The organism is Agrobacterium sp. MS2 (assembly GCF_003261015.1).
GTDB classification, from domain to species: domain Bacteria; phylum Pseudomonadota; class Alphaproteobacteria; order Rhizobiales; family Rhizobiaceae; genus Agrobacterium; species Agrobacterium pusense.
The window spans coordinates 321,496-344,926 of record NZ_QLNF01000012.1 but is presented as its reverse complement, the minus strand read 5'-3'; the positions used below and the strand labels follow the sequence as shown (position 1 = coordinate 344,926).

Sequence of the window (23,431 nt, the reverse complement as noted above, 5' to 3'; positions counted from 1 at the left end):
TATTGAAATTTGCCATACTGGATTATACGCAGTTTGTTTTTATGGCTTTGTTTTTATATTAATAAATAGCTGACTCTTAATCAGCGGGTCGTAGGTTCGAGCCCTACATCACCCACCAAATTTCTCCATAAAGGACAAGACGTTGCGATGCCGGTTTGAAGCATCGCGTGAGCTTCGGAAGCCTCGTTTTAGGTCGGGCATTCCGATCGCAGTAAATTTGCTGCCGGCAGTCACGACGCCAGCGCTCGAAGCGTCGCGTGTTTTCGCCTGGCCTCTAAAGTTCCAGCGTCGGCACAGGCTCTTTTACACCGACAAAACGCGGCGCCAGCGGCCGGCCGGCGATACGGCTTCCAAACTGCTCGGTAAAGAGAACAGGTGCCGCCCGCCTTACCGCCTCGATGGCGGATTCGATGAAGGCCCTGCGTCTTGGACTATCCTCCTGCGGGCGCGCGGCAATCACCACCACCTTGTCCCTTATCCTTCCGTCCTTGTGCAAAATGAACTGCAGCGTCACCACCAGTCCCTCCGTGTCCTCCGGCGGCACCCAGCAGGCGAAGATGGCATCGAACATTTCGTCGAGATTGCCGACAGGCGTAGGGTCGTTGCAGGCGCGCGACTGAGCGGAAGCCTGCGTCAGGAAACCTGTCAGCACGATGGCGCAGGCCACAAGGCCCGAGAGCTTGCCGGTCGGGCAAGCCGGGAATGAAAGAATGAACAAATCTGCTATCCTTTCCTCGCGACACAGCCGCAGGATGGTGAATCCGCGCCGCTTGTCAGTAAGTGATGGCTAAAATATCAATGAAATAACACTCGGATTTATCGCCTAACCTAGATACAAAACGATGAAGAAAAAATACTTATGAACTTTCTAAAATCTCTCACAAAAATATTTATATTACAAAATATATTTCACAATATACCGCAATGAAGTAAGATATACATTAAAACCGCGCCCCAGAAAGGAAATTGACATAACCCCCGGGCGGTTTTTCAGTCATGCTGCGTCGAGGCACCCAACGATCCCGGGATGCCTCTTCAAATTCTTGCGATGAAGCGGACGAAAGCGCGATTCTCGGCGTTGCGGTGACGTTACTTCCGCAAAGCTGTCTCAATCATCCCTATGATCGAGATTATGAGATTACTCATCACCATATTGCTGTTCGTCCTCGGCGCGGTCGGGAGCGGGGTATGTGCGTTTTTATTATCGGCAGCCCTTGCCGATTCCGGGCTCCTCGGCTCCTGTTTCGAGGGAAGCTGTGCTTTTGCGGCGCTTTTCATGGTGCTTCCGGTCACATGGTTCGTCCTTTTCGCGCTTTATGTCATGGCTCTGCTGATCTGGAGACGAAAACCCTTCCGCAACCGAAGCCTCTGAAAAAGCGCATCCCCGCCTCATCGCTACCGGGCATTCGTTGACAGCGACGGGCACTTGCCGTTAACTCCCGCCTGCTGGGGGATTCGCTGCCAGTGATATCGGGCCCTGCGGGGCAGATGCGGTATCACCGGCCTCTGAATGTGCATGTTCCAATTTGCGTTTCGCGTTTGAAGGACATGACGGAAAACAGGGAGACCAAACGATGCGGGCCGCAATCAATTCCCCGTCGCTTTCGATCGACACCATGGACTATCAGGCCGAGTGCCAGTTCGCACTGGAACCCTCCATTCAGGGGCTCATTGAAAAAGCCGAACATGCCGGCTGGAACCGCCAGCAGGCCGCACTCGCCATCGTGGCGCTCGCCAGCGAACATCTCACCGATATGTTATCGACGCTCGCAGCGCCGGACCAACGCCCCCACTCCTGAATGCACCCTGCCGCCGGGGCGGATCAGCGCCCGGGCAATCTTGATATCCATCCCCACACACCGATCCCCAGGCTGGCGTAGGCTAAACGCCTCCACCGCAGGCGCATGATGCGCCTTGCGGAGCCGTGCCGGGCCCCACGCCCGCTGCCACGTCATACGCCCCTGTTTACCCAGCAATGTCGGAATGGCGCTGACAGCCTGCCTTAGTGTTGACACAAGCAGCCAATAATGAGAACATATAGTGAACATTATGGAGGTCAGCGATGAACACAGCAGACGCAACCATAGAAAATGCCCTCACCGTCGTGGCCCGTTCCCGTGACATGCGCGAGCGCGCGCTGGAACGCCGGCGCGAATTGCAGCGGCGCACCGAGGTCATCATCACCAGGCCGCTTTACGTGCTCAAGAAGAGCGAAGGACCGCGGCAATTGTCGCTGAAGCTCGACAGCTGAGGCTGTCTGCCTTTCTGGTGACGTTCAAACGCCTGCAAAACGGCGGCGCGACGCAGCCAGACAATGAAAAATCCCGTGCGGATCACATCGCGCACGGGATTTTCAGAATGAAGAGATCATGGTTCTGTCTTATTGCATGCGTTGCATTGCGGCTTCGGGCTCGCCGGTCGTGGCAACCGCCGCGGCGGGAAGGCGATCGGTCTTTTTCAGGATGACGACGGGCTTGTCAGCCGGTTCCGTCGGCGGAACGATGCTTGCGGTTTTGAATTCGCGGTCGACGGCAGGGACGGAAGCGTTGATCTTTTCATGACCCGCGCATTCCGCAAGCGCTGCGCTGGCGGAAAAACCAAAGACAGCGGCGATAATGAGAACTGATTTCATGTCATTCTCCCTTCGCTTTTATGGCAATCTCCAGTCTAGGTGGAGACGAACCGGATTGAAAATCACACTTTAGAGACACCTTATAAACTTCACGTCGGCAGTCGTCGTTTCGATATGCGAATGGTGCGCCAGAACTGGCCGTGCTTTGTTTATTTCTTCCGCAGATCCAGCGGATTTCTGCAAAGCGGTCTGCGAAATATCATCGCCACGTAACTTCCCTTGAGGGAAATCAGGCTTGGCGTGTAAGTCGAAACCTTCGCCTGGTTGGCGGCCTTGATCGTTCTTCCTTCGAGGGAATTCTGCTGCATTGCACGACTCCTTCCGTAAGCGATAACGAAAATGCACTGGTCTTGTTCCGATCACGGTTTCGTTGGTGCAGTCGAAAGAATGAACGTGTCGCCGCCTGTTTTTTCTTCCGCGGCGGCGAGACGAAGCAGGCGGAACACTCCCCAAGTCCCCCATGCTTGAAAAATCCGCCCGAAAGCTATATATGACCAGGCGCGAGGACGACCTCGGCCACATCGGCGACAGCATGCGGGACGGCCCGGTCACAAACCGGAGAATAGAATGCGCTCCCTGCAAGATCGTATCCGCCACGCCCTCAGTTTCGAGATCATCGGGCTTCTGCTGGTCATTCCACTCGGCGCATTGCTGTTTGGCATGCCCATGGAGGATATCGGCGTCGTGGGCCTCGTCAGCGCCACGCTCGCGACCATCTGGAATTACGTCTATAATCTCGGCTTCGACCACGCCATGCAGCGCCTGAAGGGCACGACGCTCAAGACACCCGCCATTCGGGTCGGGCACGCGGTGCTGTTCGAACTCGGCCTGCTTATCGTCCTGATGCCCTTCATCGCCTGGTATCTGAATATCAGCCTTGCCCACGCGCTGGTGATGGATATCTCGTTCGCGCTTTTTTACGTGGTCTATGCTTTTGTCTTCAACTGGAGCTACGACCGCGTCTTCCCATTGCCGGAATGGAAGTCGCAGCAGGACGCCGCCTGAAACGATCGGGAAAATACCGATAGCGTCCGTGCCGGCACCGCGCCTGCACGGACCAACCGTCAGAGAGACTTCAGCGTCCAGGCCACAATCTCACGCGTCGCGGCGGCAAAGGCCTGGTCGAGTGCTTTCACGAAATTGGCGTTGCCTGAGCCGCTGACGCGGGCGCTGGAACGGAACACCTCCTGCGCCTTCACCGTGCCGTTGCGGTCGTTGAGGAGCTTCACCGAGATTTCGATATTGGCGAGGTTCTTCGCCGTATCGATCTCGAAGGCACGGATATCGCTCACGACCTGATAATCGATCGCCAGCCCCTGCCCCGGCCGGCCGACGCCGCCGAGTTTGCCGGTATCCTCGAACGCTTCCACGAGCTTGGATTGCACCATACGCGGCAGGCGGTCGCTCCATTGCGAGTTACCGAGATATTGCACTTCCGAGCCAGAAAGCCGCACCACGATGTTTTCGCTGTCCAGCGCCTTCAGGGCGGTCGGATCGGCAATCAGCAGCTGGCGGCTTTTCAGCGACGGCCCCTGTGTCACCGCCGCCGGCGAGACGGAGAGATCGAACGTATCGTTCTTCGGCGCGCCCGCGCAGCCCGCCATCATTGCAGCAAGCAGCGGAGCCAGAAGGAGGGCGCGGCGTTGGCCGTTCATCGATAGTCTCATTGGCCCATACCCCTCTTAGCGCCTTGTTCTGCCGTCATATTGTTTCACGGTTTCGCCGCCGAAAATCAACCGTTGCGGATCGCGGTCGATATTGGTGATGGCATTGTTGAGATTGTCCACCGTCTGTCGCGTGCTGCCGATCAATGCCTGGAAATCTTTCAGGCCCGAGCTCGAGAAGCGGGTCAGATTGTCGGCGATCGGTCCGATGCGGGCATTGAGATTGTCGGCCACCGCCTTGAAGGAGGTGAGCGTCTCACGCGCCTTGGCAAACAGCGAATTGGCGTCGTCAGTGCCGAGCATGCCGTCCACCTTGGCGAGAATCCCATCAACGCGGCTGGAGGCCAGGTTCAGCTTGCGGCCCATCTCGGTGAAATCGGAAACCGCCTGATCGATATCGGCGCGCCGTGCGCCCACATCATCGGCGATCCGCTTGAAGTTCGCGACAGCATCGCGCGCATCGGCGGTCGCAGAGGAAACGTCGTCAACCACGGTGCCCACCTTGGCGGGATCGACGGAGGCGAGAAGCTCATCCGCGCGCTTGACGACCGTCTGCACTTCCGTGCTTGCCGCCTCGAAATTGCGCGCCGTGCTCTGCACCGTTTCCATGATGCCCTGAATATCGCTCGAAGCCGACGCGACATCCTTCGTCACCTTGTCGACATTGGACAGGATGGAATCGATCTTGCCAGCATCCACTGCCTTCACCAGATCTTCGATGGCGCTCAGCGTGCCGTCGAGGCGCACCGAGACCGACTGTACGGTGGTGGAAAGCGAGCTGAGGCTGGCAATGAAATTCTTGATGCCATCGGAGTTTGCCGCCAGCGCATCGGAGAATTTTTCGGCATTGCGAACCGTCTGCGTCAGCGGGCCGCGCGCATCCTGCACGAAGCCCTGCAATTCGCCGATGGCGCCATCGGCGCGCTTCAGTATCTTGTCGGCGGTGGCAAGCAGGTTGGTGACGCTGGAAAGATCGGCCGTCAGCTCGGCCGGAACACCGCTTTCGACGGCTTTCTGCAGAATGCGCTCGCCATCCTTGTTGCCGCCGGAAAGCTCGATATACGCCGCTCCGGTCAGGCCCTGAATTTCAAGCACGGCGCGTGTGGAAGGGAAAACCGGCGCATCCGCCTGTACCTCTGTAAAGGCGATGGAATAGGCCGGGTCGTCGCGGTCGATTGCAAGCCCGCGCACCGTGCCGACGGGAATACCGTTGAAACGCACCGGAGAGCCGACCGAAAGGCCATTGGCGGAGCCCGGAATACGCACCACAAGCTGTGCTGTCGGGCCACCGCGGCCGAATTCCGCCATCCAGTAAACGAAGCCAAATGCAGCGGCGATCACGATCAGCGTGAAAATTCCGACTATGGTGTAGTTCGCCTTGGTTTCCATGCTTCTCGTTACTCCACCGGATGTTCCTGCCTGTCGTCCGGAAGAACGACAGAGCGCGCCCGTTTACCGCGGAAATAGGACTGCACCCACGGGTCGTCGCAGGCAAACATGTCCTGCAGCGTCCCTTCCACCAGCACCTTCTTCTGGCCGAGAACCGCAATGCGGTCACAGACGGAGAACAGGCTGTCGAGATCGTGCGTCACCATATAAACGGTCAGGCCGAGCGAATCGCGCAGCCGCGCGATCAGCATATCAAATTCCGCCGCCCCGATGGGATCGAGGCCGGATGTCGGCTCATCAAGGAAGACGAGGTCGGGATCGAGCGACAGCGCCCGGGCAAGCGCTGCGCGCTTGATCATGCCGCCTGACAGTTCCGACGGGTATTTGTCGCCCGCATCGGGCTTCAGCCCCACCATCTCGATCTTGAGATAGGCAAGCTCGTCCATCAGTTTCTTCGGCAGATCGAGATATTCGCGCATCGGCAGCTGGATGTTTTCCTTCACCGTCAGGCCGGAAAACAGCGCGCCCTGCTGGAACAGCACCCCAAGCCGCTGGTCGAGCCTCATGCGCTCGTCCTCGCCCGCCTTGTCATAATCAGAGCCGAGAATGCTGATCGTGCCCGCCTGCCGTGGCAAAAGCCGCAGGACCGTGCGCATCAACACGGATTTTCCGGCCCCGGAGGGACCGATGAAACCCAGGATTTCGCCGCGATAGACATCGAGATTGAGATCTTCCAGCACGTTCCGGCCGTTAAAGCCGACTGTCACGCCCTCGACGGAAAGCACCACCTCGCGGCCGTCTTTTCCGGTCTTTGTCTGCTGCTGCGGTTTCTGGTCCAGTGTTTCCAACGCGCCCTCCCTAGAAATCGATGGCTGCGTAGAAGATGGCAAAAAGACCATCCACCAGAATGACGACGAAGATCGACTTCACCACCGAGGAGGTGACGTGCTGGCCGAGCGATTCCGCCGAGCCGCCTACTTTCATGCCCTCCACCGCTGCGACGATGCCGATGATGAGCGCCATGAACGGCGCCTTGATCATACCCGCTGCGATGGTCGATTCCTCCACCGCGCCATGCAGACGCGAGAGGAACACCTCAAAAGTGATGCCGGAATAAAGCAGCGCCACGATGGCAGCACCAAAAAGCGCGGCAAAATTGGCGAGAATGGTCAGAAGCGGCAGCGCAATGGTGAGCGCCACCAGCCGCGGAAACACCAGCACGCCCACGGGATTGAGGCCAATCACCTTCAGCGCGTCGATTTCCTCGCGCATCTTCATGGAGCCAATTTCGGCGGTGATGGCGCTGCCGGAGCGGCCGGCGATCATGATCGCAGTCAGCAGCACACCGATTTCACGCAGCTGGAGAATGCCGACCAGATCGACGACGAAGACCTCAGCCCCGAAATATCTGAGCTGGAACGCGCCTTGCTGGGCGATGATGGCACCGATCAGGAACGACATCAGCATGATGATCGGCACGGCGCGCACGCCCATATGGTCAATCTGGTTGACGATTGCCGCCGGCGAGACGCCGCGCCCGCGTCCGAGCTTCATCTGCGCACCGCGCACTGCCGAACCCAGAATATACATGCCCGCCAGGAAATCCGCGCCATTCTGGACCACGGCCTTGCCGATCGGAGAAAAGATGCGCTCCACCAGTCCCTCACGCGCGACCGGCTCCGCCTCCATCTCCGCCTTGTCGGGCAGCTGCCCGATCACCTGCTCGATACGGTCGTTGCCGCTGAGCGTGACGGTCGCACCATTCGCCTCGAGGTCCTTGCGCAGGCGCTGGATGATCCAGGCGCCGGTCGTATCGATGGACTCGACGGAGGAAAGCTCGATCTCCACCGGGCCGGCGGGTCTGCTTTTTTCGATCTTATCGAGATCAGGTAAAACGGCGGAGAGATTACTGTTGCGCCAGGAGCCGCTCATGACATAGCGCAGGCCGCCGCCGGAGACGGTGCCGTCTTCGGTGATTGCGGCCGGGGTCGCCTGTTGCCGTGTGTCCTGTTCTTGCATAATGCTCCGAGCGAATGCAGCCGTCACGAGATTCTTAAAGGTTTCATAACGTTTCGGCCTCCGGCAAGCCACAGTGGCAGCCGACAATTCGTGATAAATTTGGCGTCATGTGTCATTTGACGCCCAATCGGAAGTGAAAAAACATGCCCCGTTACCTTCAAGCCACAACAGAACGTTTCGCCGTTGCTGGCAGCTTCACCATTTCACGCGGCACCCGGACGCATGCGGATGTCGTAACGTGCACCATCCGCGATGGTTCCTTCACCGGCAGAGGTGAATGTGTGCCCTATCCGCGATATGGCGAAAGCATCGAAGGCGTCATTGCCGATATCGAGGCGATGGCGGAGCGGATCGCCGCAGGCCTGACGCGGCAGGAGTTGCAGCAGGCGATGGAACCGGGTGCGGCCCGTAATGCGGTGGATTGCGCGCTTTGGGATCTCCAGGCGAAGATGAGCGGCCAGAGCGTCGCCGAGCAGGTCCTCGGACAGGAGGCAGAGCCGCTCGTCACAGCCTATACGATTTCGCTTGCAGACCCTGAGACCATGGCCGCAAAGACCGCGGAGAACGCCGGACGTCCGCTTCTGAAGATCAAGACCGGCACAGCCGACGATGAAGCCCGCCTGCGGGCCGTCCGCGCAGCCGCACCCGAGGCGCGCATCATCATCGATGCCAACGAAGGCTGGAATGACGATAATATCGAATATTATCTGAGGCTTGCGGCAGAGCTGAAGATATCGCTGATCGAACAGCCCCTGCCCGCCGGCAAGGACGCCATTCTCTCCCGTATCGACCATCCGGTGCTGATCTGCGCCGATGAAAGCGTGCATTCCACCAAGGACCTCACCGGCCTGCGCGACCGCTACGACGCGATCAACATCAAGCTCGACAAGACCGGCGGCCTGACGGAGGCGCTTGTCATGAAGGCGGAGGCCGAAAGGCTCGGTTTCACCATCATGGTCGGCTGCATGCTCGGCACCTCGCTGGGCATGGCACCTGCCGTGCTTGCCGCGCAGGGCACAGCCTTTGCCGATCTCGACGGCCCGCTGCTTTTGGCCGAGGATCGGGAGCCTGGGCTGGTTTATGAAGGGTCGCTTGTTTATCCGGCGCGGCCGGAATTGTGGGGGTAGAGCTCTCGCTAAGGGTCCGGACTGGGTTGGTGCCTAGAGGCTGCATTCGCACCCTCTCTCCGGTGCGTCACCGGAAGGTTACTGAGAAGCCTCTAAAGCCTCACCTCGGTCATGCCGGACCTGATCCGGCATCCAGCCACGGCGCGTCTGCGCCGTGAGAAATAAGTCTTACGCGATCAAAGACTTGATCGCACTGGATCCCGGCTCAGGGCCGGGATGACGGTATGCGGATGCTACAATTTCAACCAACACTCGTTTACAGGTGAGCCTACCATCAGCGCCCGTCAAACGCTCCAATCACGCCGCGTGCTTGCCAATCAGCCCCGGAATATTCACCGGCTCCATTTCGTCCGATGTCTGCTCGGCAACCACTTCGCTCGTCTGCATCCAGGTGATCAGCTCGAAGCTGCCATCGGCGTTCTCGGCAATCGCCGTGCAGCTTTCCACCCAGTCGCCGGTGTTGATGTAACGTATGCCGTCCATGTCTTCCATGACGGCGTGGTGAATATGGCCACAGATCACGCCGTCGACATTGTTGCGCCGGGCTTCATCCGCCACCACACGCTGGAATTCACCGATGAAGTTGACGGCGTGTTTCACCTGCAGCTTGGCCCAGGCCGAAAACGACCAGTAAGGCAGGCCGATGCGGCGGCGTACGGCGGCGATGGCGATATTGATGGCGATTGCTGCGTCATAGGCCCAGTCGCCGAGATAGGCGAGCAGGCGGGCGTTGCGCACCACCACGTCGAACTCGTCGCCATGGATGATGAGATATTTCCTGCCGTCGGCCGCCTCATGGATCATGCGTTCGGCCACTTCGATGCCGCCGAAATGCATGCCGGGGAACTCCCGCAGGAATTCATCGTGATTGCCGGGAATATACACGATGCGGGTTCCCTTGCGGGCCTTGCGCAGCAGCTTTTGCACCACGTCGTTGCAACCCTGCGGCCAGTACCAGCTGCGGCGCAGGCGCCAGCCGTCGACAATGTCACCGACGAGAATGATCGTTTCGGCCTCGTGATGTCTGAGGAAGTCCAGCAGATAGTCAGTCTTGGCCGCCTTGGAACCAAGATGAACATCCGAAATGAAAAGCGTTCTGAACTGTCTGGTTTCGATTTGACCGGCCACGGATTTCATCCCCCTGTTCGGTTGCGTCCCTGCGGCTTTCTTCCCTCTCAGAACCAGACTCGTGTTTCAGCAACATGACAGCGGCCGTTTTTTGCAGGGAATATGACGAAACGCTTCACGAAAACGCGAATAAGCCGTGGCCGCATTTGCATGAGACGCCCGTAAATAACGGCTGTACCACGGGGAAGTTTGTTGTATTCAGGGGTCCGAAATAAAACCAGATACGACGGTGGAAGACATGACCTCTCACGATAAGAACAACACGCCCGCCAACACGGCAAAGGCCGACATCGAAGAACAGGCGCTCTTTTTCCACCGCTATCCGCGCCCCGGCAAGCTGGAGATCCAGGCCACCAAGCCGCTCGGCAACCAGCGCGATCTGGCGCTCGCCTATTCGCCGGGTGTCGCCGCACCCTGCCTCGCCATCCATGAAAATCCGGAAATGGCGGCGGATTACACCGCCCGCGCCAATCTCGTCGCCGTCATCTCCAACGGCACGGCCGTGCTTGGCCTCGGCAATATCGGCCCGCTCGCCTCCAAGCCTGTGATGGAAGGCAAGGCCGTCCTTTTCAAGAAATTCGCCGGTATCGACGTGTTCGATATCGAGATCGACGCGCCCGGCATTAACGACATGGTTTCCACCATCGCGGCGCTGGAACCCACCTTCGGCGGCATCAACCTTGAAGACATCAAGGCGCCGGAGTGTTTCGAGGTGGAGCGCCAGCTGCGCGAGAAGATGAACATTCCCGTCTTCCACGACGACCAGCACGGCACCGCGATCATCGTCGCCGCCGCTGTCACCAACGCTCTGGAACTGGCCGGAAAGTCCCTGTCCAGCGTCAAGATCGTTGCCTCGGGCGCCGGTGCGGCAGCCCTTGCCTGCCTCAACCTCCTCGTTGCGATGGGCGCGAAGAAAGAAAACATCTGGGTCCACGACATCGAGGGCCTCGTTTATGACGGCCGCAATACGCTGATGGACGAGTGGAAGGAAGTTTACGCCCAGAAGACCGACAAGCGCGTGCTGGCCGAAACGATCGACGGCGCCGATGTCTTCCTCGGCCTGTCGGCGGCAGGCGTTCTGAAGCCGGAACTGCTGGAGCGCATGGCGGAGAACCCGCTGATCCTCGCGCTTGCCAACCCCAAGCCAGAAATCATGCCGGAAGAGGCGCGTGCCGCCCGCCCGGACGCGATGATCTGCACCGGCCGTTCGGATTTCCCGAACCAGGTCAACAACGTGCTCTGCTTCCCCTATATCTTCCGCGGCGCGCTCGATTGCGGCGCGACGACGATCAACGAGGAAATGAAGATGGCCGCCGTGCAGGCCATCGCGGAACTCGCGCGTGAGGAAGTCTCCGAAGTGGCCGCCAAGGCTTACAGCGGCGAAACGCCGATCTTCGGCCCGACCTACCTCATCCCCTCGCCCTTCGATCCGCGCCTTATCCTGCGCATTGCCCCGGCCGTTGCCCGCGCTGCCGCCGCAAGCGGCGTTGCCGCCCGGCCGATCACCGATTTCGAAGCCTATCTCGACCAGCTGAACCGCTTCGTCTGGCGCTCGGGTTTCATCATGAAGCCTGTCTTCAACGCCGCAAAGGCCGCCGAAAAGAAGCGCATCATCTTTGCCGAAGGCGAAGACGAGCGCGTGCTGCGCGCCGCCCAGGTGCTCTTGGAAGAAGGCACCGGCATCCCGATCCTCATCGGCCGTCCGCAGATCATCGAAACGCGCCTCAAGCGTTTCGGTCTGCGCATCCGCCCGAATACGGATTTCGCCGTGGTGAACCCGGAAGACGATCCGCGCTACCGCGACTACGTGGATGATTATTTCGCCCTGGTCGGCCGCGCCGGCATCAACCCGGAAGCGGCACGCACCATCGTGCGCACCAACACGACTGTCATCGGTGCGCTGTCGGTCAAGCGTGGCGAAGCCGATGCGCTGATCTGCGGTCTCGAAGGCCGTTACGACCGCCATCTGCGCGACGTGAACCAGATCATCGGCAAGCAGGACGGCGTCCGCTCCTTCGCCGGCCTCAGCCTGCTCATCACCCAGCAGGGTGCGCTGTTCCTCACCGATACCTTCGTCAACAACGATCCGACATCGGAAGAAGTGGCCGAAATGGCCATTCTTGCCGCGAAGGAAATCCGCCGCTTCGGCATCACGCCGAAAATCGCGCTCGCCAGCCATTCCAATTTCGGCTCGCGCGATTCCGAAAGCGCCCGCAAGATGCGCCGCGCGCTGAAGATCGTGCAGGAGGCTGCACCCGAACTGGAAGTGGACGGCGAAATGCAGGGCGGCTCGGCCCTGTCAGAAGCGCTGCGCAAACGCGCCATGCCCAACAGCGTGCTGACCGGCGAAGCAAACCTGCTGGTCTTCCCGAACCTCGATGCGGCCAACATCACGCTGGGCGTCACCCGCACCTTGACGGAAGGCCTGCATGTCGGCCCGATCCTGCTCGGCACGGCCCTGCCCGCCCATATCCTGTCGCCCAGCGTCACCTCGCGCGGCGTCGTCAACATGGCGGCCTTCGCCGTGGTGCAGGCCTCTCACCCTTCGGTGTGATGAAGGCGCATTAACGCAGTTTTGAACATGCTGTTGCCGCAATGCGGCAACAGCTTATGTTATCTTCCTGAAACACGGATTTCCTGAAGCATAACACCCCTGCCACCGGCCGGGGACATCAAACGGATCGCACAATTGACCCGGCGCAGCCGCATCATCGGCCTTCTGCTTCCCCTTGTTTTCATCGCTCCTGCCGCCGCTCTTGCGGATCAGGTGTGCGATACGCTTTATCAACAGTTGCGAGAACCACCCCGTGTCATCGGCAACACGGCCGAGGTGCGGCGTTACGCCAATGCGCTTGCCCACCAGAACATCGTCATCCGCAAGATCAGGAACGACATGCGCAGCTTTGGCTGCTCGTCCGGCAGCGTCATCGTTTATGGCAATCCCAATGCCGGGCTCTGCGCCGAGATCGGCGATGCGCTTGTGGATGCCGAGGCCGAACGCGACGCGATCATCCGCGATCGCGACGACGCCATGGCGGCGGCGAGGAGCGACGACGGCGATACCAGGCGCGAGCGCATTCTTGCCGCCCTCGATGCCAATGGCTGCACCCCCGCTGAGGAGATGAACCGTCAAGCATCGCCTGCACCCGATGTGACGCGTTATCCCGATGCCTTCAGGCAGAATGGCGGTGAGCCGGGACAGGCGGGCCTTTCCCCTTACCCCAACGCCGCGGAGGGCGGGCTTCGCACACTCTGCGTGCGCACCTGCGACGGCTCATTCTTCCCGATCGCCTCCAACGCCTCGCCACTCGATTTTCGCGCGCAGGCCGAGCAGTGCCAGAAAATGTGCCCGGGTACGGAGACGGAGCTCTATTTCCACTCCATGACGGATCAGGAAACAGCAGACATGGTGTCCGCTGAAACCGGCAAACCCTACAAGGACCTGCCGACCGCCTTCGCCTATCGCAATGCCTCAAGGAAAGCGCCCGGCTGCGCCTGCAACATGGCCGCCTATCACGAGGAGATGCAAAAGCAGGAACAGGCGTCCCGGCCGGAAGCCGAAAAGCCCTATTCCAGCATCACCACCATTCCATCGCCGCAAGGTGACAAGGCCCCGAAGCCCGCCGAGCAGCAGGCCGCAAAGCCGCCGGAACAACCTGTTCCCGAACGCGACTATGACCCGAACGACACAAAAGTACGCGTCATCGGGCCCAAATTCCTGCCGGACCAGACCGGCAAGATCGACCTGAAGAACCCGGCGCTGAAGGGTATCCAGCCACAGCAGTGAAATCTCTTCTGCACGCGGAATGGTGCGAGCGCGTGCCCCTTGTTTCTTCTCCCCGGCGGGGAGAAGTCCGCGGCAGCGGGATGAGGGGGCAAGCTCTCCGTAAATCTCTACCGTTGCCCCCTCATCCGACCCTTCGGGCCACCTTCTCCCCGGCGGGGAGAAGAAATGCGCGGCAACGTCCCGCCCTGTTCGCAGGCCTCCGGGTCTACACCCCACCCCAGCGGTTACGAAACACAAGCTCTTCCAGCGGCACGCGCTGCCGCCAGCCCTTCACCGCCAGTTCCGGTTCGGTATAAAGCGTATCGACACGACCGAGGCACAGCCAGGCGACAATCTCGATATGATCGGGGATATCCAGAATGGCCCTGATATCGCTGTCATGGAAAATACTGACCCAGCCGACGCCGACGCCTTCGGCGCGGGCCGCGAGCCAGAGGTTCTGGATGGCGCAGACGGTGGAATAGACATCCGTGCGTGCATTATGGGTGCGACCCAGCACCACCTTGCCACCCCGTGTCGGATCGCAGGTGACGCAGATGCTGAGCGGCGCCTTGCGGATGCCTTCGAGCTTCAGGCTGCGATAAAGCGCCTGCTTTTCACCCGTAAACATCGCCGCCGCCTCTTCATTGGCGCGGCTGAAGGCCACCCATGCCGCCTGGCGCACGGCGCCATCGGTGACGAGGGTGAAGTTCCACGGCTGCATGAAACCGACCGAGGGCGCCGAATGCGCCGCCCTCAAAAGGCGCTCGATGAGATCATCCGGCAGCGGGTCCGGCAGGAACTGGTCGCGCACATCGCGGCGGGTTTCGATGGCACGATAGACGGCCTCACGCTCCTCGCCGGAAAACGGGCGGGCGGGTGAAAGCGCGTGATCGAACGGGTTGGAGTCGGGCGGCATGGCGACGGGCGGTTCGGTCTGCATCGTTTATCCCTAACAATGCGGGGCGGGCCGGTGCCGAAACCATGGGAGGTTTGCAGCGACAACTCGCTTTCCAGCAACCTGCCGCCGTCCGCGCGGTTCGGTCCATCCTGCCAGGCCGGTCTTCTGACTAAGCTTCATCCGCCCCGTTTCGCCTTCCCGAATTGCTCCAGTGGCATGAGAAAAAGAGCATCCGCCTCACAGCGTTGGGCACGTTCCGGTTTTTCACCGGATTCCCGATTCTCCCGCCGAAGGGCGGGCACCTGACGGGTGAAGCTATGGGCAAAAAAGCTTGCGAACACAAGTGCCGTGCAGGTGGTGCGGCAATGTGGCCTGCCGCACCTTACCTTCATCATTCCACCGGAAAATATCTGATATAAGCGAACTCGTCGCCATCAGGTGACCAGTTGGGAGAGTTCATCGTGCCCTGCCCGCCAAACAGCTCGAAAAGCGTTTCGACATTGCCGCCATCCATATCCATCAGCCGCACCCGCACGTCGAGATCGCGGGGATGATCGAATACGTCGCCGTCATAGGAAATGAAGACAACCTTGTCCCCTCTTGGTGACGGGTGCGGAAACCAGTCGCCATAGGAGCTGTCGGTGATGCGCTCCACGGCTGAGCCATCCACCCGCACCCGCCAGATTTGCATCCGTCCGGTGCGGCTGGAATTGAAATAGATCCACGCGCCGTCAGGCGAATAATCCGGCCCGTCATTGCGGCCCTCACCATGGGTAAGGCGTGTCTCAACGCCGCTGTCTATGTCCATGGAATAGATATCGAAAATCTGATCGCGAATGCCGCAATAGGCGAAGCTTTTCCCATCCGGTGACCAGCCGTGCCAGTAGGAAGGAAGGTTCCTTGTCATTAGCCGCGGCGCGCCGCCCGCCGATGACAGGAGATAGATGGCGCTCTTGCCGAATTCCACCTTGTCGGAAATGGCATAAAGCGAACCGTCAGGCGAAATGCCGTGGTCGTTGTTGCAGAGCGTGGCAAAGCCGGTATCGACCTTCTCCGGCGACGCGTCACCGGAAAGGGACAGGCGATAAAGCAGCCCTTCGCTGTTCAACAGCAGATATTGTCCATCCGGCGACCAGTTCGGTGCCTCGAACAGGTCAGGCGTCTGCCACACCACCCGCATCTGCCGGGTACGGATGTTGAAGATTTCGATGGAGCTGCGCATTCTGCCTCCCGGGCTATAAAAGTCTGGCTCGGACCGTTGGCACGCGCGCACATTCAGTTTGCTTTAACCACCGCCGTGATTATGATCCTATGGCCGCAGGCACCGTCCTGCAAATTCAAATCGGAAAAAACGCCAGCGTTCCGGCACCGCCCGTGACCCTCCCCGTTTCTCCCAGATTCGAGGTTCCGCGATGAGTACCATCGCCGATCACGGCATCCGCTTCGGGCGGATCGCCGCAATGCTTCCTGTCAGAAATATCGAAAAGGCCCGTGATTTTTACGTCGGCGTGCTCGGTTTCGAAAAGACCTTCGAAAACGGCAACCCTGTCGGCTTCATGATCCTCAAACAGGGCAATGCCGAGCTGCATCTGACATTACAGCCGGCCCACAGGGCAGCTCCTTTCAACGTGGCGCATATGATGGTGAGCGATGTCGATGCGCTGCATGCGATTTGCAAAAGCCATGGGCTGCGCATCATCAAAGGGCTGCAGGACAAGGATTATGGTCTGAGGGCCTTTGTGTTTGAAGACCCTGACGGCAATCGTATCGATGTGGGGCAGGTTATTTGAGGTGAGCGGCGCGGAGTTTTCCGCGCCAATCAAGACGCTCCGTTGTGGATCGATCGCATGCCACTTGTTTCTTCTCCCCGCCCGGGGAGAAGTCCGCGGCAGCGGGATGAGGGGGCAAGCCTAGAGATATCAGGAGAGCTTGCCCCCTCATCCGACCCTTCGGGCCACCTTCTCCCCGGCGGGAGAAGAAATATGCCGCACCGTCTCACAATGCGCTTGCCCAATTCATCAAGCAGGGACGGCGTTAAACGCGCCCTCCCAAAACGCCCTACCGATCCCGGAACCGGTTTGTGATCGGATAACGCCGGTCCCGCCCAAAGTTCTTCTTGGTGATCTTCACGCCCGGCGCCGATTGCCGGCGCTTGTATTCGGCGAGATAGAGCAGATGCTCCACCCGATGCACGGTCGCCAAATCATGGCCGCGCGCCAGAATTTCCTCGACCGACATTTCCTTCTCGACAAGGCACTCGAGAATATCGTCCAGCACCGGGTACGGCGGCAGCGAATCCTGGTCGGTCTGGTTGGGGCGCAATTCGGCCGATGGAGCCTTGGCGATAATGTTGGCGGGGATCACTTCGCCGGAAGGGCCGAGCGCGCCCGGCGGCACATGGGCGTTGCGCCAGGCGGAAATGGCATAGACCTGCATCTTGTAGAGGTCCTTGATGGGGTTGAAACCACCATTCATGTCGCCATAAAGCGTGGCGTAACCCACCGACATCTCCGACTTGTTGCCCGTCGTCACCACCATTGAGCCGAACTTGTTGGAAACGGCCATCAGGATGGTGCCGCGCGTGCGGCTCTGCAGGTTTTCTTCGGTAATGCCCTCTTCGGTGCCCTCGAAAAGTTCTGACAGCGCAGACAGGAAACCTTCCACCGGCTCCACGATCGGCACGATATCGTAACGGCAGCCGAGCGCCTTGGCGCAATCGGCGGCGTCCCTCAGCGATTCTTCCGAGGTATAGCGGTAAGGCAGCATGATGCAGCGTACCCGCTCCTCGCCCAGCGCATCGACGGCAAGGGCGGCGCATATCGCCGAATCGATGCCGCCGGAAAGGCCAAGAACCACGCTCTTGAAACCGTTCTTGTTGACGTAATCGCGAAAGCCCAGCATGCAGGCCCGGTAATCCGCCTCCTCACCCTCGGGAATCTTGGAAAATGGCCCGCTTTCGCAGCGCCAGCCATCCGCTGTGCGTTTCCAGTCGGTTACAGCAAGCGTGGCTTCGAACTGGCTCATCTGGAAGGCGAGCGTCTTGTCGGCATTGAAGCCAAAGCTCGCACCATCGAACACCAGCTCGTCCTGCCCGCCCAGCTGGTTGGCGAAAACCAGCGGCAGGCCGCTTTCGATCACCTGCCGGAGTGCCACCTGATGGCGCACATCCAGCTTGCCGCGGTAATAGGGCGAGCCGTTCGGCACCAGCAGGATTTCCGCGCCACTTTCGGCCAGCGTCTCGCAGACGCCCATGTCGTTCCAGATTTCCTCGCAGATCGGAATGCCGATCCTCACCCCGCGGAAGTTATAGGGCCCGGAAATCGACCCTTCGGAGAAAACACGCTTTTCGTCAAACTCGCCGTAATTCGGCAGGTCGATCTTGTCGCGCAGCGCAATGATCTTGCCGCCATCGAGAAGCGCCACGGAATTGTGCCGACCCGTCTCGCCCTGTCGCGGAAAACCGATAACGATACCCGGCCCGCCATCGGCGGTTTCCGCAGCCAGTTCTTCCACCGCTTTCAGACATGCTTTCAAAAAAGCAGGTTTCAGCACCAGATCCTCTGGCGGATAGCCGGAAATGAAGAGTTCGGTGAGAAGCAGAAGATCGGCGCCCTGCGTTGCCGCATCGGCCCTTGCCTCACGCGCCTTGGCGAGATTGCCCGCCACGTCGCCAACGGTGGGATTGAACTGCCCGACGGCAATCCGGAGATGGTTCTCTATATCGTGTCTGTCGCTCATAACCCTTCAATACCGCGCCCGTGATCGCTCCGCAACGCAGCAATTCCCACTTGCATTCATTCGTGCGCTTCTCGACACAGCCGCCCTCACGCGAAGGTTATCGCGCTTATATGCACATCCCATAAAGTTCATGTCGCGTTCATCGCGCTTATGTGACAGTTACATGACACTTTTGCGACACCCGATTCACCTCCCCGGATCGGTGCTGGCGCCTGAAATACCGGAGTATGGGTTTGAGAGATTCGGCGCCAAAAACAACGGCTTCCGAAAAGGCTGGTTTTGTCTTTTCGCCTGCATGGACAAGGAGCCTTTCGAAGCTTTCGGGCACGGCCTACACGCTTGCCAACCTGACGGTCGCGTCCGTCGTGCTGGTCGTGGCGTTGGAATGGGTCGTCCGCGGCTCGCTTCAGGATGTCGGCACTTTCATCACCTCCTCCGCGCGTCCGGGCATGACAACCATTGCCGCCGTGCTCGCCCTTCTCGTCGCGCTCGATGCGATCCTCGGCCGGCGTTATCTTTCGCTGATAGCGGTCGCGCCGCTCTGCGCACTGGTGGGGCTGATCTCAGCGCAGAAACAGACCTATCTTTCCGATCCGCTTTATCCCTCAGACCTGTTATTCGGGCGGCAGATTCTCGAACTTTTGCCAACCATGCTGAAGGCGCAGCCGTTTACGGCGATGCTGGTGGGTCTCGGCCTCAGCGCCGCAATTGCCTCTCTCGCGGCTCTCTGGCTGCTGGCGCACCGTCATTCGCCGGTGTTGCGCTGGCGTGAGCGCGCCGCCGGCCTTGCGCTGGCGCTGCCGCTTCTCGCCAGCCTCGCCTCGCTGATGGACTATTCGCATTATTCCTGGGTGCGCGATCGCCTCAACATCATCCCCATGATGTGGGATCAGCAGGAAAACTACCGTCACAACGGCTTCCTGATGGCCTTCGCCTTCAATATTCCCATGGCCAATGTCTCGGCGCCGGAGGGTTACGGCGAAAACAGCATCGCCGATCTCACCTCGGAACCGGCATCTTTCGCCGCCAACAAGGGTGATTACCCTGACGTCATCATGCTGATGAGCGAGTCCCTGTGGGATCCGACCCAGCTTGAAAACGTGAATCTCTCGGCCGATCCCATGCCGACCATCCGCGCCAAACAGTCCGGCAACGTGTTTTCGCCCGAGTTCGGCGGCATGACGGCAAATGTGGAATTCGAGGCCTTGACCGGGTTTTCCAACGCCTTCCTGCCCTATGGCAGCATTCCCTACCAGCAATATATCCGCCGCCCGGTGCCCTCGCTCGCCAGCTTCTTCCGCGGCGAAGGTTATTCCGCCATCGCAGTTCATCCGTTCCAGGAATGGTTCTGGAACCGCAAGCAGGTCTATAAAAATTTTGGCTTCGAGGAATTCCGCTCCGAAGAGACGCTACCGGCCATGGAAAAACGCGGCAATTTTGCCTCCGACGACGCGCTGATGGAAGAGATCATGGCGACGGCGGACCGGACGCAGAACCCGCTCTTCCTCTTTGCCGTCACCCTGCAGGGACATGGCCCCTATGAGACAAACCGTTACGCCGAAAACACCATCGGCATTGAGGGCGAACTCTCGGCTTCGGCCTCGCAGGCGCTCGCCACCTATTCTCAAGGGGTGGTGGAAGCGGACGAAGCGCTGCTGAAGCTGATGCGCTGGGCAAAGAAGCGCGATCGTGAGACAATCATCGTCCTCTTCGGCGATCATCTGCCGCCGCTCGGCCAGACCTTCGTGGAAAGCGGCTATATGCCGGGCATGGTGGCAAGCCGCCGCGCACCGCTTGAGGTGATGAAGAAGGAGCACGAGACGCCGCTCGTCGTGTGGTCTTCGAAGAAGGGCGTGCGTAAGAATATCGGCACCATCAGCCCGGCGCTTTTGCCCTATCACGTGCTGAAGACCGCAGGCTTTTCCGATCCTTTCTATACCGGCACGCTGGGTGAAGTTCAGCAGGCCTTTTCCGTGATCGACCGGCACATGCTCGTGACGGCCGGCGGCGATGCCCTGCCCGACTGGTCGATCGCGCCGAACGCGGTCCCTGACGTGGTGCGCAATTATCGCCTGCTGCAATTCGACATGATGTTCGGCAAGCAATATGGAAAAGAGCGCTTTTTCCCCGGCTTCAATTGGCTGCACGAGGGCGCGCCGTCGGTGTAATGAATTTCGGCGAGGGACGCCTGAACGCATGGTGGCGGAAAACGTTTGAATTCCGCCATCATGCGGGTTTATCTCGGGAAAGCTCCGCACCGCCAATCAGAACCGGAGACACGCCCGTGTCAGATATCTCCGACTATATCGTCTCTCATTTCAAGCGCTCCTCTCGTGAAATCGGCGAGGTGGAACGGCGCATTCTCGAGCTGGCGCACCAGAAAAAGCTGGTTTCGAGCGATATTAATGCGGAATTTTCCGCCGGCGCCAGTTTCGGCGACAGGCTGGCAGACAAGATTGCCAGGGTCGGCGGTTCCTGGAGTTTCATCCTCGGCTTCTGCTTTTTCCTGATTTTCTGGGCTATCATCAACACCATCGTACTGACCACCCGCGCTTTCGATCCCTACCCCTTCATCTTCCTCAACCTGCTTCTTTCCATGCTGGCGGCCATTCAGGCGCCAATCATCATGATGTCACAGAATCGTCAGGCCGCCCGCGACCGCTTCGAGGCCGCCAAGGATTATGAGGTGAATCTGAAGGCAGAACTGGAAGTGCTTTCACTGCATGAAAAGATCGATGTGAAAGTGCTGGCCGAACTGGCTGCGCTGCGGCAGGACCTTGCAGCACTTCACCGCCACGTCACCCGCAAGGAAGACTGACACCGGAAAAATTCACCCCCGCTTTTCCCCGCTCCGCGACAGGCTGTTATATTGGTCGCAGTCCTGCCGGGTGGACGCCAGACGTGGCGGAAACCAAAGGACGGTCCTGGTGGTGGAACGCTGGCAACGTTCGTGGAAAGGACCATTTCGCAACGCGCCGTGCACGGCCCTTGCGAGATACGGCATGGTGAAAGACCCGGCTGCGCAACGCATCCGACCCACACCAAACCCATCCGAGGCGCAGCCGGGCAATCGCCCGACCTCTCTAGCGATCACCCGTTCGGCAGTGCCGTGCGGGATGAAGCTGTTGGGGTTTTAGAGGCATGTTCAGGAAAAGTGGACGGAGGTGGGTGTGGCTTACCCCCCTCTGCCCTGCCGGGCATCTCCCCCTCAAGGGGGGAGATCGATATGCGGCTAGGTTTCGACTATCTCGAAGTTTGAGAATGAGCCGTGGGAGAGCCTCTTGCCGATCTCCCCCCTTGAGGGGGAGATGCCCGGCAGGGCAGAGGGGGGTAAGCCACACCCACCTCCGTCCGATGTGAATCGCGCGACCCTCCGGAAAATCCCCACCCAGTTACGAATCCGTCAGATTCTTGCGCTACAGATTGACGCAGGCGTTTGTTGCATTGCACTCTAGCGGGCAAGGCAAACGGGGGAATCACTCCCCATCGTCAAAATGGCATCACGACCATTTCGCGGCTACGCCATGCCGGATGCGACATCCGGTATCGAAATGCATTCTATTCCGGGGTTTTTCATGCACCAGTTCGATCTGATTGTTGTCGGCAGCGGTCCGGCGGGAAGACGGGCCGCCATTCAGGCCGCCAAGCTCGAAAAGAAGGTCCTGGTCATCGAGAAAGGCAGCCGCGTCGGCGGCGTTTCGGTGCATACCGGCACCATCCCTTCCAAGACCCTGCGCGAAACGGCGCTCAACCTCACCGGCTGGCGCGAGCGCGGTTTTTACGGTCGCTCCTATCGCGTCAAGCAGGAGATCGACGCCGAGGATCTTCGCCGCCGCCTGCTCATCACCCTGGATCACGAAGTGGAAGTGCTGGAACACCAGTTCGCCCGCAACCGCGTGCAGCACATTCGCGGCACGGCAAGCTTCGTTGACGCCAACACCATGAAGGTGGTGAAGAACGACGGTGAGATCATGAATGTCACCGGCACTTCCATTCTGTTGACCATCGGCACCCGCCCCTACCGGCCGCCGCATATTCCCTTCGATGGCGAAGCGGTGCTCGATTCGGACGAGATTCTCGAAATCAAGGAACTGCCGCGCTCCATGATCGTGGTTGGCGCGGGCGTCATCGGCATCGAATATGCCACCATCTTCAGCGCGCTCGATACGCAGGTGACGGTGGTGGAACCGCGCGAAACCATGCTCGAATTCATCGACAAGGAAATCGTCGAGGATTTCGCCTATCAGCTGCGCGACCGCAACATGAAGCTGATCTTCGGGCAGAAGGCGGAAAAGGTGGAGCGCGACGAGAGCGGCAAGTGCCTCGTCTCGCTCGGCAATGGCCGCGTTCTGAAGGCCGAGACCGTCCTCTTCGCCGCCGGCCGTGTCGGCGCCACCGACACGCTCAACCTTTCGGCCTGCGGGCTGGAAGCCGACAGCCGCGGTCGCCTGAAAGTCGATCCTGAAACCTTCCAGACGTCCGTGCCGAACATCTATGCCGCCGGCGATATCATCGGCTTCCCGAGCCTTGCCTCCACGTCCATGGAACAGGGCCGCATCGCCGCCCGCCATGCCGTTGGGGCACCGGCCGGCGAACCGCCGCAGTTCTTCCCTTACGGCATCTATGCCGTGCCGGAGATCTCCACCTGCGGCCTGACGGAAGAGGAAGTCATCGAACGCAACATTCCCTATGAATGCGGTATCGCCCATTTTCGCGAGACCTCCCGCGGCCACATCATGGGTCTCGACAGCGGCCTCCTGAAGATGATCTTCTCGCTGAAAACCCGCCGCCTGCTCGGCGTCCACATCGTCGGCGAAGGCGCCACCGAACTGGTGCATATTGGCCAGGCGGTGCTGAACCTCAAAGGCACGGTGGAATATTTCGTCGAGAATACGTTCAACTACCCGACACTGGCGGAAGCCTACAAGATTGCAGGACTCGATGCGTGGAACCGCATGGGTGAGATCAAGAAGGATTGAGGTTGCACGGGGGCGGCTTTTGAGACGGCGGAGTTGCCGTAATCGGCCTTTTGAGAAAGCACAGCATCCCCATCCCGTCATCCCGGCC

The 23,431-nt window shown here is 59.8% G+C and carries 22 protein-coding genes and 1 riboswitch; of the genes, 11 read left to right on the top strand and 11 right to left on the bottom strand.

What is annotated here, in order from left to right:
- Positions 1-274: 274 nt before the first annotated feature.
- Positions 275-718 carry a cell envelope integrity protein TolA gene (gene tolA / locus DOU54_RS06380; RefSeq protein WP_286079864.1) on the bottom strand — a complete coding sequence of 148 codons (444 nt, stop codon included), beginning with the start codon at positions 716-718 and terminating at the stop codon, positions 275-277.
- A gap of 402 nt (positions 719-1,120) precedes the next feature.
- Between tolA and DOU54_RS06375 the strand changes: the two genes are divergently transcribed.
- From DOU54_RS06375 to DOU54_RS06365, 3 genes are all read left to right on the top strand, one after another.
- The gene (locus DOU54_RS06375) at positions 1,121-1,372 is read left to right on the top strand and encodes a hypothetical protein (RefSeq protein ID WP_004442017.1); all 252 of its coding nucleotides are present in this window, start codon (positions 1,121-1,123) and stop codon (positions 1,370-1,372) included.
- A gap of 202 nt (positions 1,373-1,574) precedes the next feature.
- Positions 1,575-1,799: a hypothetical protein gene (locus DOU54_RS06370; protein ID WP_004442019.1), complete on the top strand. Its 225-nt coding sequence runs from the start codon at positions 1,575-1,577 to the stop codon at positions 1,797-1,799.
- A gap of 263 nt (positions 1,800-2,062) precedes the next feature.
- Positions 2,063-2,251, top strand: a complete 189-nt coding sequence (locus DOU54_RS06365) for a hypothetical protein (protein WP_004442020.1) — start codon at positions 2,063-2,065, stop codon at positions 2,249-2,251.
- A gap of 129 nt (positions 2,252-2,380) precedes the next feature.
- Here the strand turns inward: DOU54_RS06365 and DOU54_RS06360 are convergent, their stop codons facing one another.
- Together DOU54_RS06360 and DOU54_RS27355 are read right to left on the bottom strand one after the other, a co-directional pair.
- Entirely contained in the window at positions 2,381-2,632 is a 252-nt protein-coding gene (locus DOU54_RS06360; protein ID WP_004442021.1) for a hypothetical protein, read from the bottom strand.
- Between the two features lie 149 nt (positions 2,633-2,781).
- The gene (locus DOU54_RS27355) at positions 2,782-2,940 is read right to left on the bottom strand and encodes a hypothetical protein (RefSeq protein ID WP_167378188.1); all 159 of its coding nucleotides are present in this window, start codon (positions 2,938-2,940) and stop codon (positions 2,782-2,784) included.
- A gap of 259 nt (positions 2,941-3,199) precedes the next feature.
- On the opposite strand from DOU54_RS27355, the gene DOU54_RS06350 reads away from it, so the two are divergent.
- Positions 3,200-3,637 carry a PACE efflux transporter gene (locus tag DOU54_RS06350; protein ID WP_004442023.1) on the top strand — a complete coding sequence of 146 codons (438 nt, stop codon included), beginning with the start codon at positions 3,200-3,202 and terminating at the stop codon, positions 3,635-3,637.
- 59 nt (positions 3,638-3,696) lie between these two features.
- Here the strand turns inward: DOU54_RS06350 and DOU54_RS06345 are convergent, their stop codons facing one another.
- The 4 genes from DOU54_RS06345 to DOU54_RS06330 are packed head-to-tail and all read right to left on the bottom strand — an operon-like array spanning position 3,697 to position 7,704.
- Complete coding sequence (locus DOU54_RS06345) at positions 3,697-4,299, bottom strand: ABC-type transport auxiliary lipoprotein family protein (RefSeq protein ID WP_113380581.1); 603 nt, start codon at positions 4,297-4,299, stop codon at positions 3,697-3,699.
- A gap of 15 nt (positions 4,300-4,314) precedes the next feature.
- Positions 4,315-5,685 carry an MlaD family protein gene (locus DOU54_RS06340; protein WP_004442026.1) on the bottom strand — a complete coding sequence of 457 codons (1,371 nt, stop codon included), beginning with the start codon at positions 5,683-5,685 and terminating at the stop codon, positions 4,315-4,317.
- Between the two features lie 8 nt (positions 5,686-5,693).
- A complete protein-coding gene (locus DOU54_RS06335; RefSeq protein ID WP_004442028.1) occupies positions 5,694-6,533 on the bottom strand; it encodes an ABC transporter ATP-binding protein in 840 nt (279 codons plus the stop codon).
- Positions 6,534-6,543: 10 nt separating this feature from the next.
- Positions 6,544-7,704, bottom strand: a complete 1,161-nt coding sequence (locus tag DOU54_RS06330; protein WP_004442030.1) for an ABC transporter permease — start codon at positions 7,702-7,704, stop codon at positions 6,544-6,546.
- A gap of 143 nt (positions 7,705-7,847) precedes the next feature.
- Between DOU54_RS06330 and dgcA the strand changes: the two genes are divergently transcribed.
- Positions 7,848-8,831 carry an N-acetyl-D-Glu racemase DgcA gene (dgcA, locus tag DOU54_RS06325; RefSeq protein ID WP_113730947.1) on the top strand — a complete coding sequence of 328 codons (984 nt, stop codon included), beginning with the start codon at positions 7,848-7,850 and terminating at the stop codon, positions 8,829-8,831.
- A gap of 297 nt (positions 8,832-9,128) precedes the next feature.
- Here dgcA and DOU54_RS06320 read toward each other — a convergent pair whose 3' ends face one another.
- Positions 9,129-9,968 (bottom strand): UDP-2,3-diacylglucosamine diphosphatase, encoded by an 840-nt coding sequence (locus DOU54_RS06320; RefSeq protein ID WP_006697377.1) that lies wholly within the window; start codon positions 9,966-9,968, stop codon positions 9,129-9,131.
- Positions 9,969-10,197: 229 nt separating this feature from the next.
- Between DOU54_RS06320 and DOU54_RS06315 the strand changes: the two genes are divergently transcribed.
- Complete coding sequence (locus tag DOU54_RS06315) at positions 10,198-12,513, top strand: NADP-dependent malic enzyme (RefSeq protein ID WP_045533665.1); 2,316 nt, start codon at positions 10,198-10,200, stop codon at positions 12,511-12,513.
- 135 nt (positions 12,514-12,648) lie between these two features.
- Positions 12,649-13,746 (top strand): DUF2865 domain-containing protein, encoded by a 1,098-nt coding sequence (locus DOU54_RS06310; RefSeq protein ID WP_162749518.1) that lies wholly within the window; start codon positions 12,649-12,651, stop codon positions 13,744-13,746.
- 205 nt (positions 13,747-13,951) lie between these two features.
- On the opposite strand, the gene bluB is transcribed toward DOU54_RS06310, so the two are convergent.
- Together bluB and DOU54_RS06300 are read right to left on the bottom strand one after the other, a co-directional pair.
- Positions 13,952-14,644, bottom strand: coding sequence for a 5,6-dimethylbenzimidazole synthase (bluB, locus tag DOU54_RS06305; RefSeq protein ID WP_092651278.1), 693 nt, complete (start codon positions 14,642-14,644; stop codon positions 13,952-13,954).
- A 120-nt stretch (positions 14,645-14,764) separates the two neighbouring features.
- Positions 14,765-14,947, bottom strand: a riboswitch (cobalamin riboswitch).
- Positions 14,948-15,017: 70 nt separating this feature from the next.
- Entirely contained in the window at positions 15,018-15,848 is an 831-nt protein-coding gene (locus tag DOU54_RS06300; RefSeq protein WP_113380580.1) for a TolB family protein, read from the bottom strand.
- Positions 15,849-16,038: 190 nt separating this feature from the next.
- Here DOU54_RS06300 and DOU54_RS06295 point away from each other — a divergent pair, with 190 nt between their 5' ends.
- Entirely contained in the window at positions 16,039-16,416 is a 378-nt protein-coding gene (locus tag DOU54_RS06295) for a bleomycin resistance protein (RefSeq protein ID WP_113380579.1), read from the top strand.
- 268 nt (positions 16,417-16,684) lie between these two features.
- On the opposite strand, the gene DOU54_RS06290 is transcribed toward DOU54_RS06295, so the two are convergent.
- Positions 16,685-18,364: an NAD+ synthase gene (locus tag DOU54_RS06290; protein WP_113380578.1), complete on the bottom strand. Its 1,680-nt coding sequence runs from the start codon at positions 18,362-18,364 to the stop codon at positions 16,685-16,687.
- A 227-nt stretch (positions 18,365-18,591) separates the two neighbouring features.
- On the opposite strand from DOU54_RS06290, the gene DOU54_RS06285 reads away from it, so the two are divergent.
- The 3 genes from DOU54_RS06285 to sthA all read left to right on the top strand — a co-directional run bounded on the left by DOU54_RS06285 (position 18,592) and on the right by sthA (position 23,343).
- Positions 18,592-20,532 (top strand): LTA synthase family protein, encoded by a 1,941-nt coding sequence (locus DOU54_RS06285; RefSeq protein ID WP_162749517.1) that lies wholly within the window; start codon positions 18,592-18,594, stop codon positions 20,530-20,532.
- A 116-nt stretch (positions 20,533-20,648) separates the two neighbouring features.
- Complete coding sequence (locus DOU54_RS06280; RefSeq protein ID WP_035210951.1) at positions 20,649-21,182, top strand: DUF1003 domain-containing protein; 534 nt, start codon at positions 20,649-20,651, stop codon at positions 21,180-21,182.
- 757 nt (positions 21,183-21,939) lie between these two features.
- The gene (gene sthA / locus DOU54_RS06275) at positions 21,940-23,343 is read left to right on the top strand and encodes a Si-specific NAD(P)(+) transhydrogenase (protein ID WP_004442050.1); all 1,404 of its coding nucleotides are present in this window, start codon (positions 21,940-21,942) and stop codon (positions 23,341-23,343) included.
- The last annotated feature ends 88 nt before the right edge of the window (positions 23,344-23,431 follow it).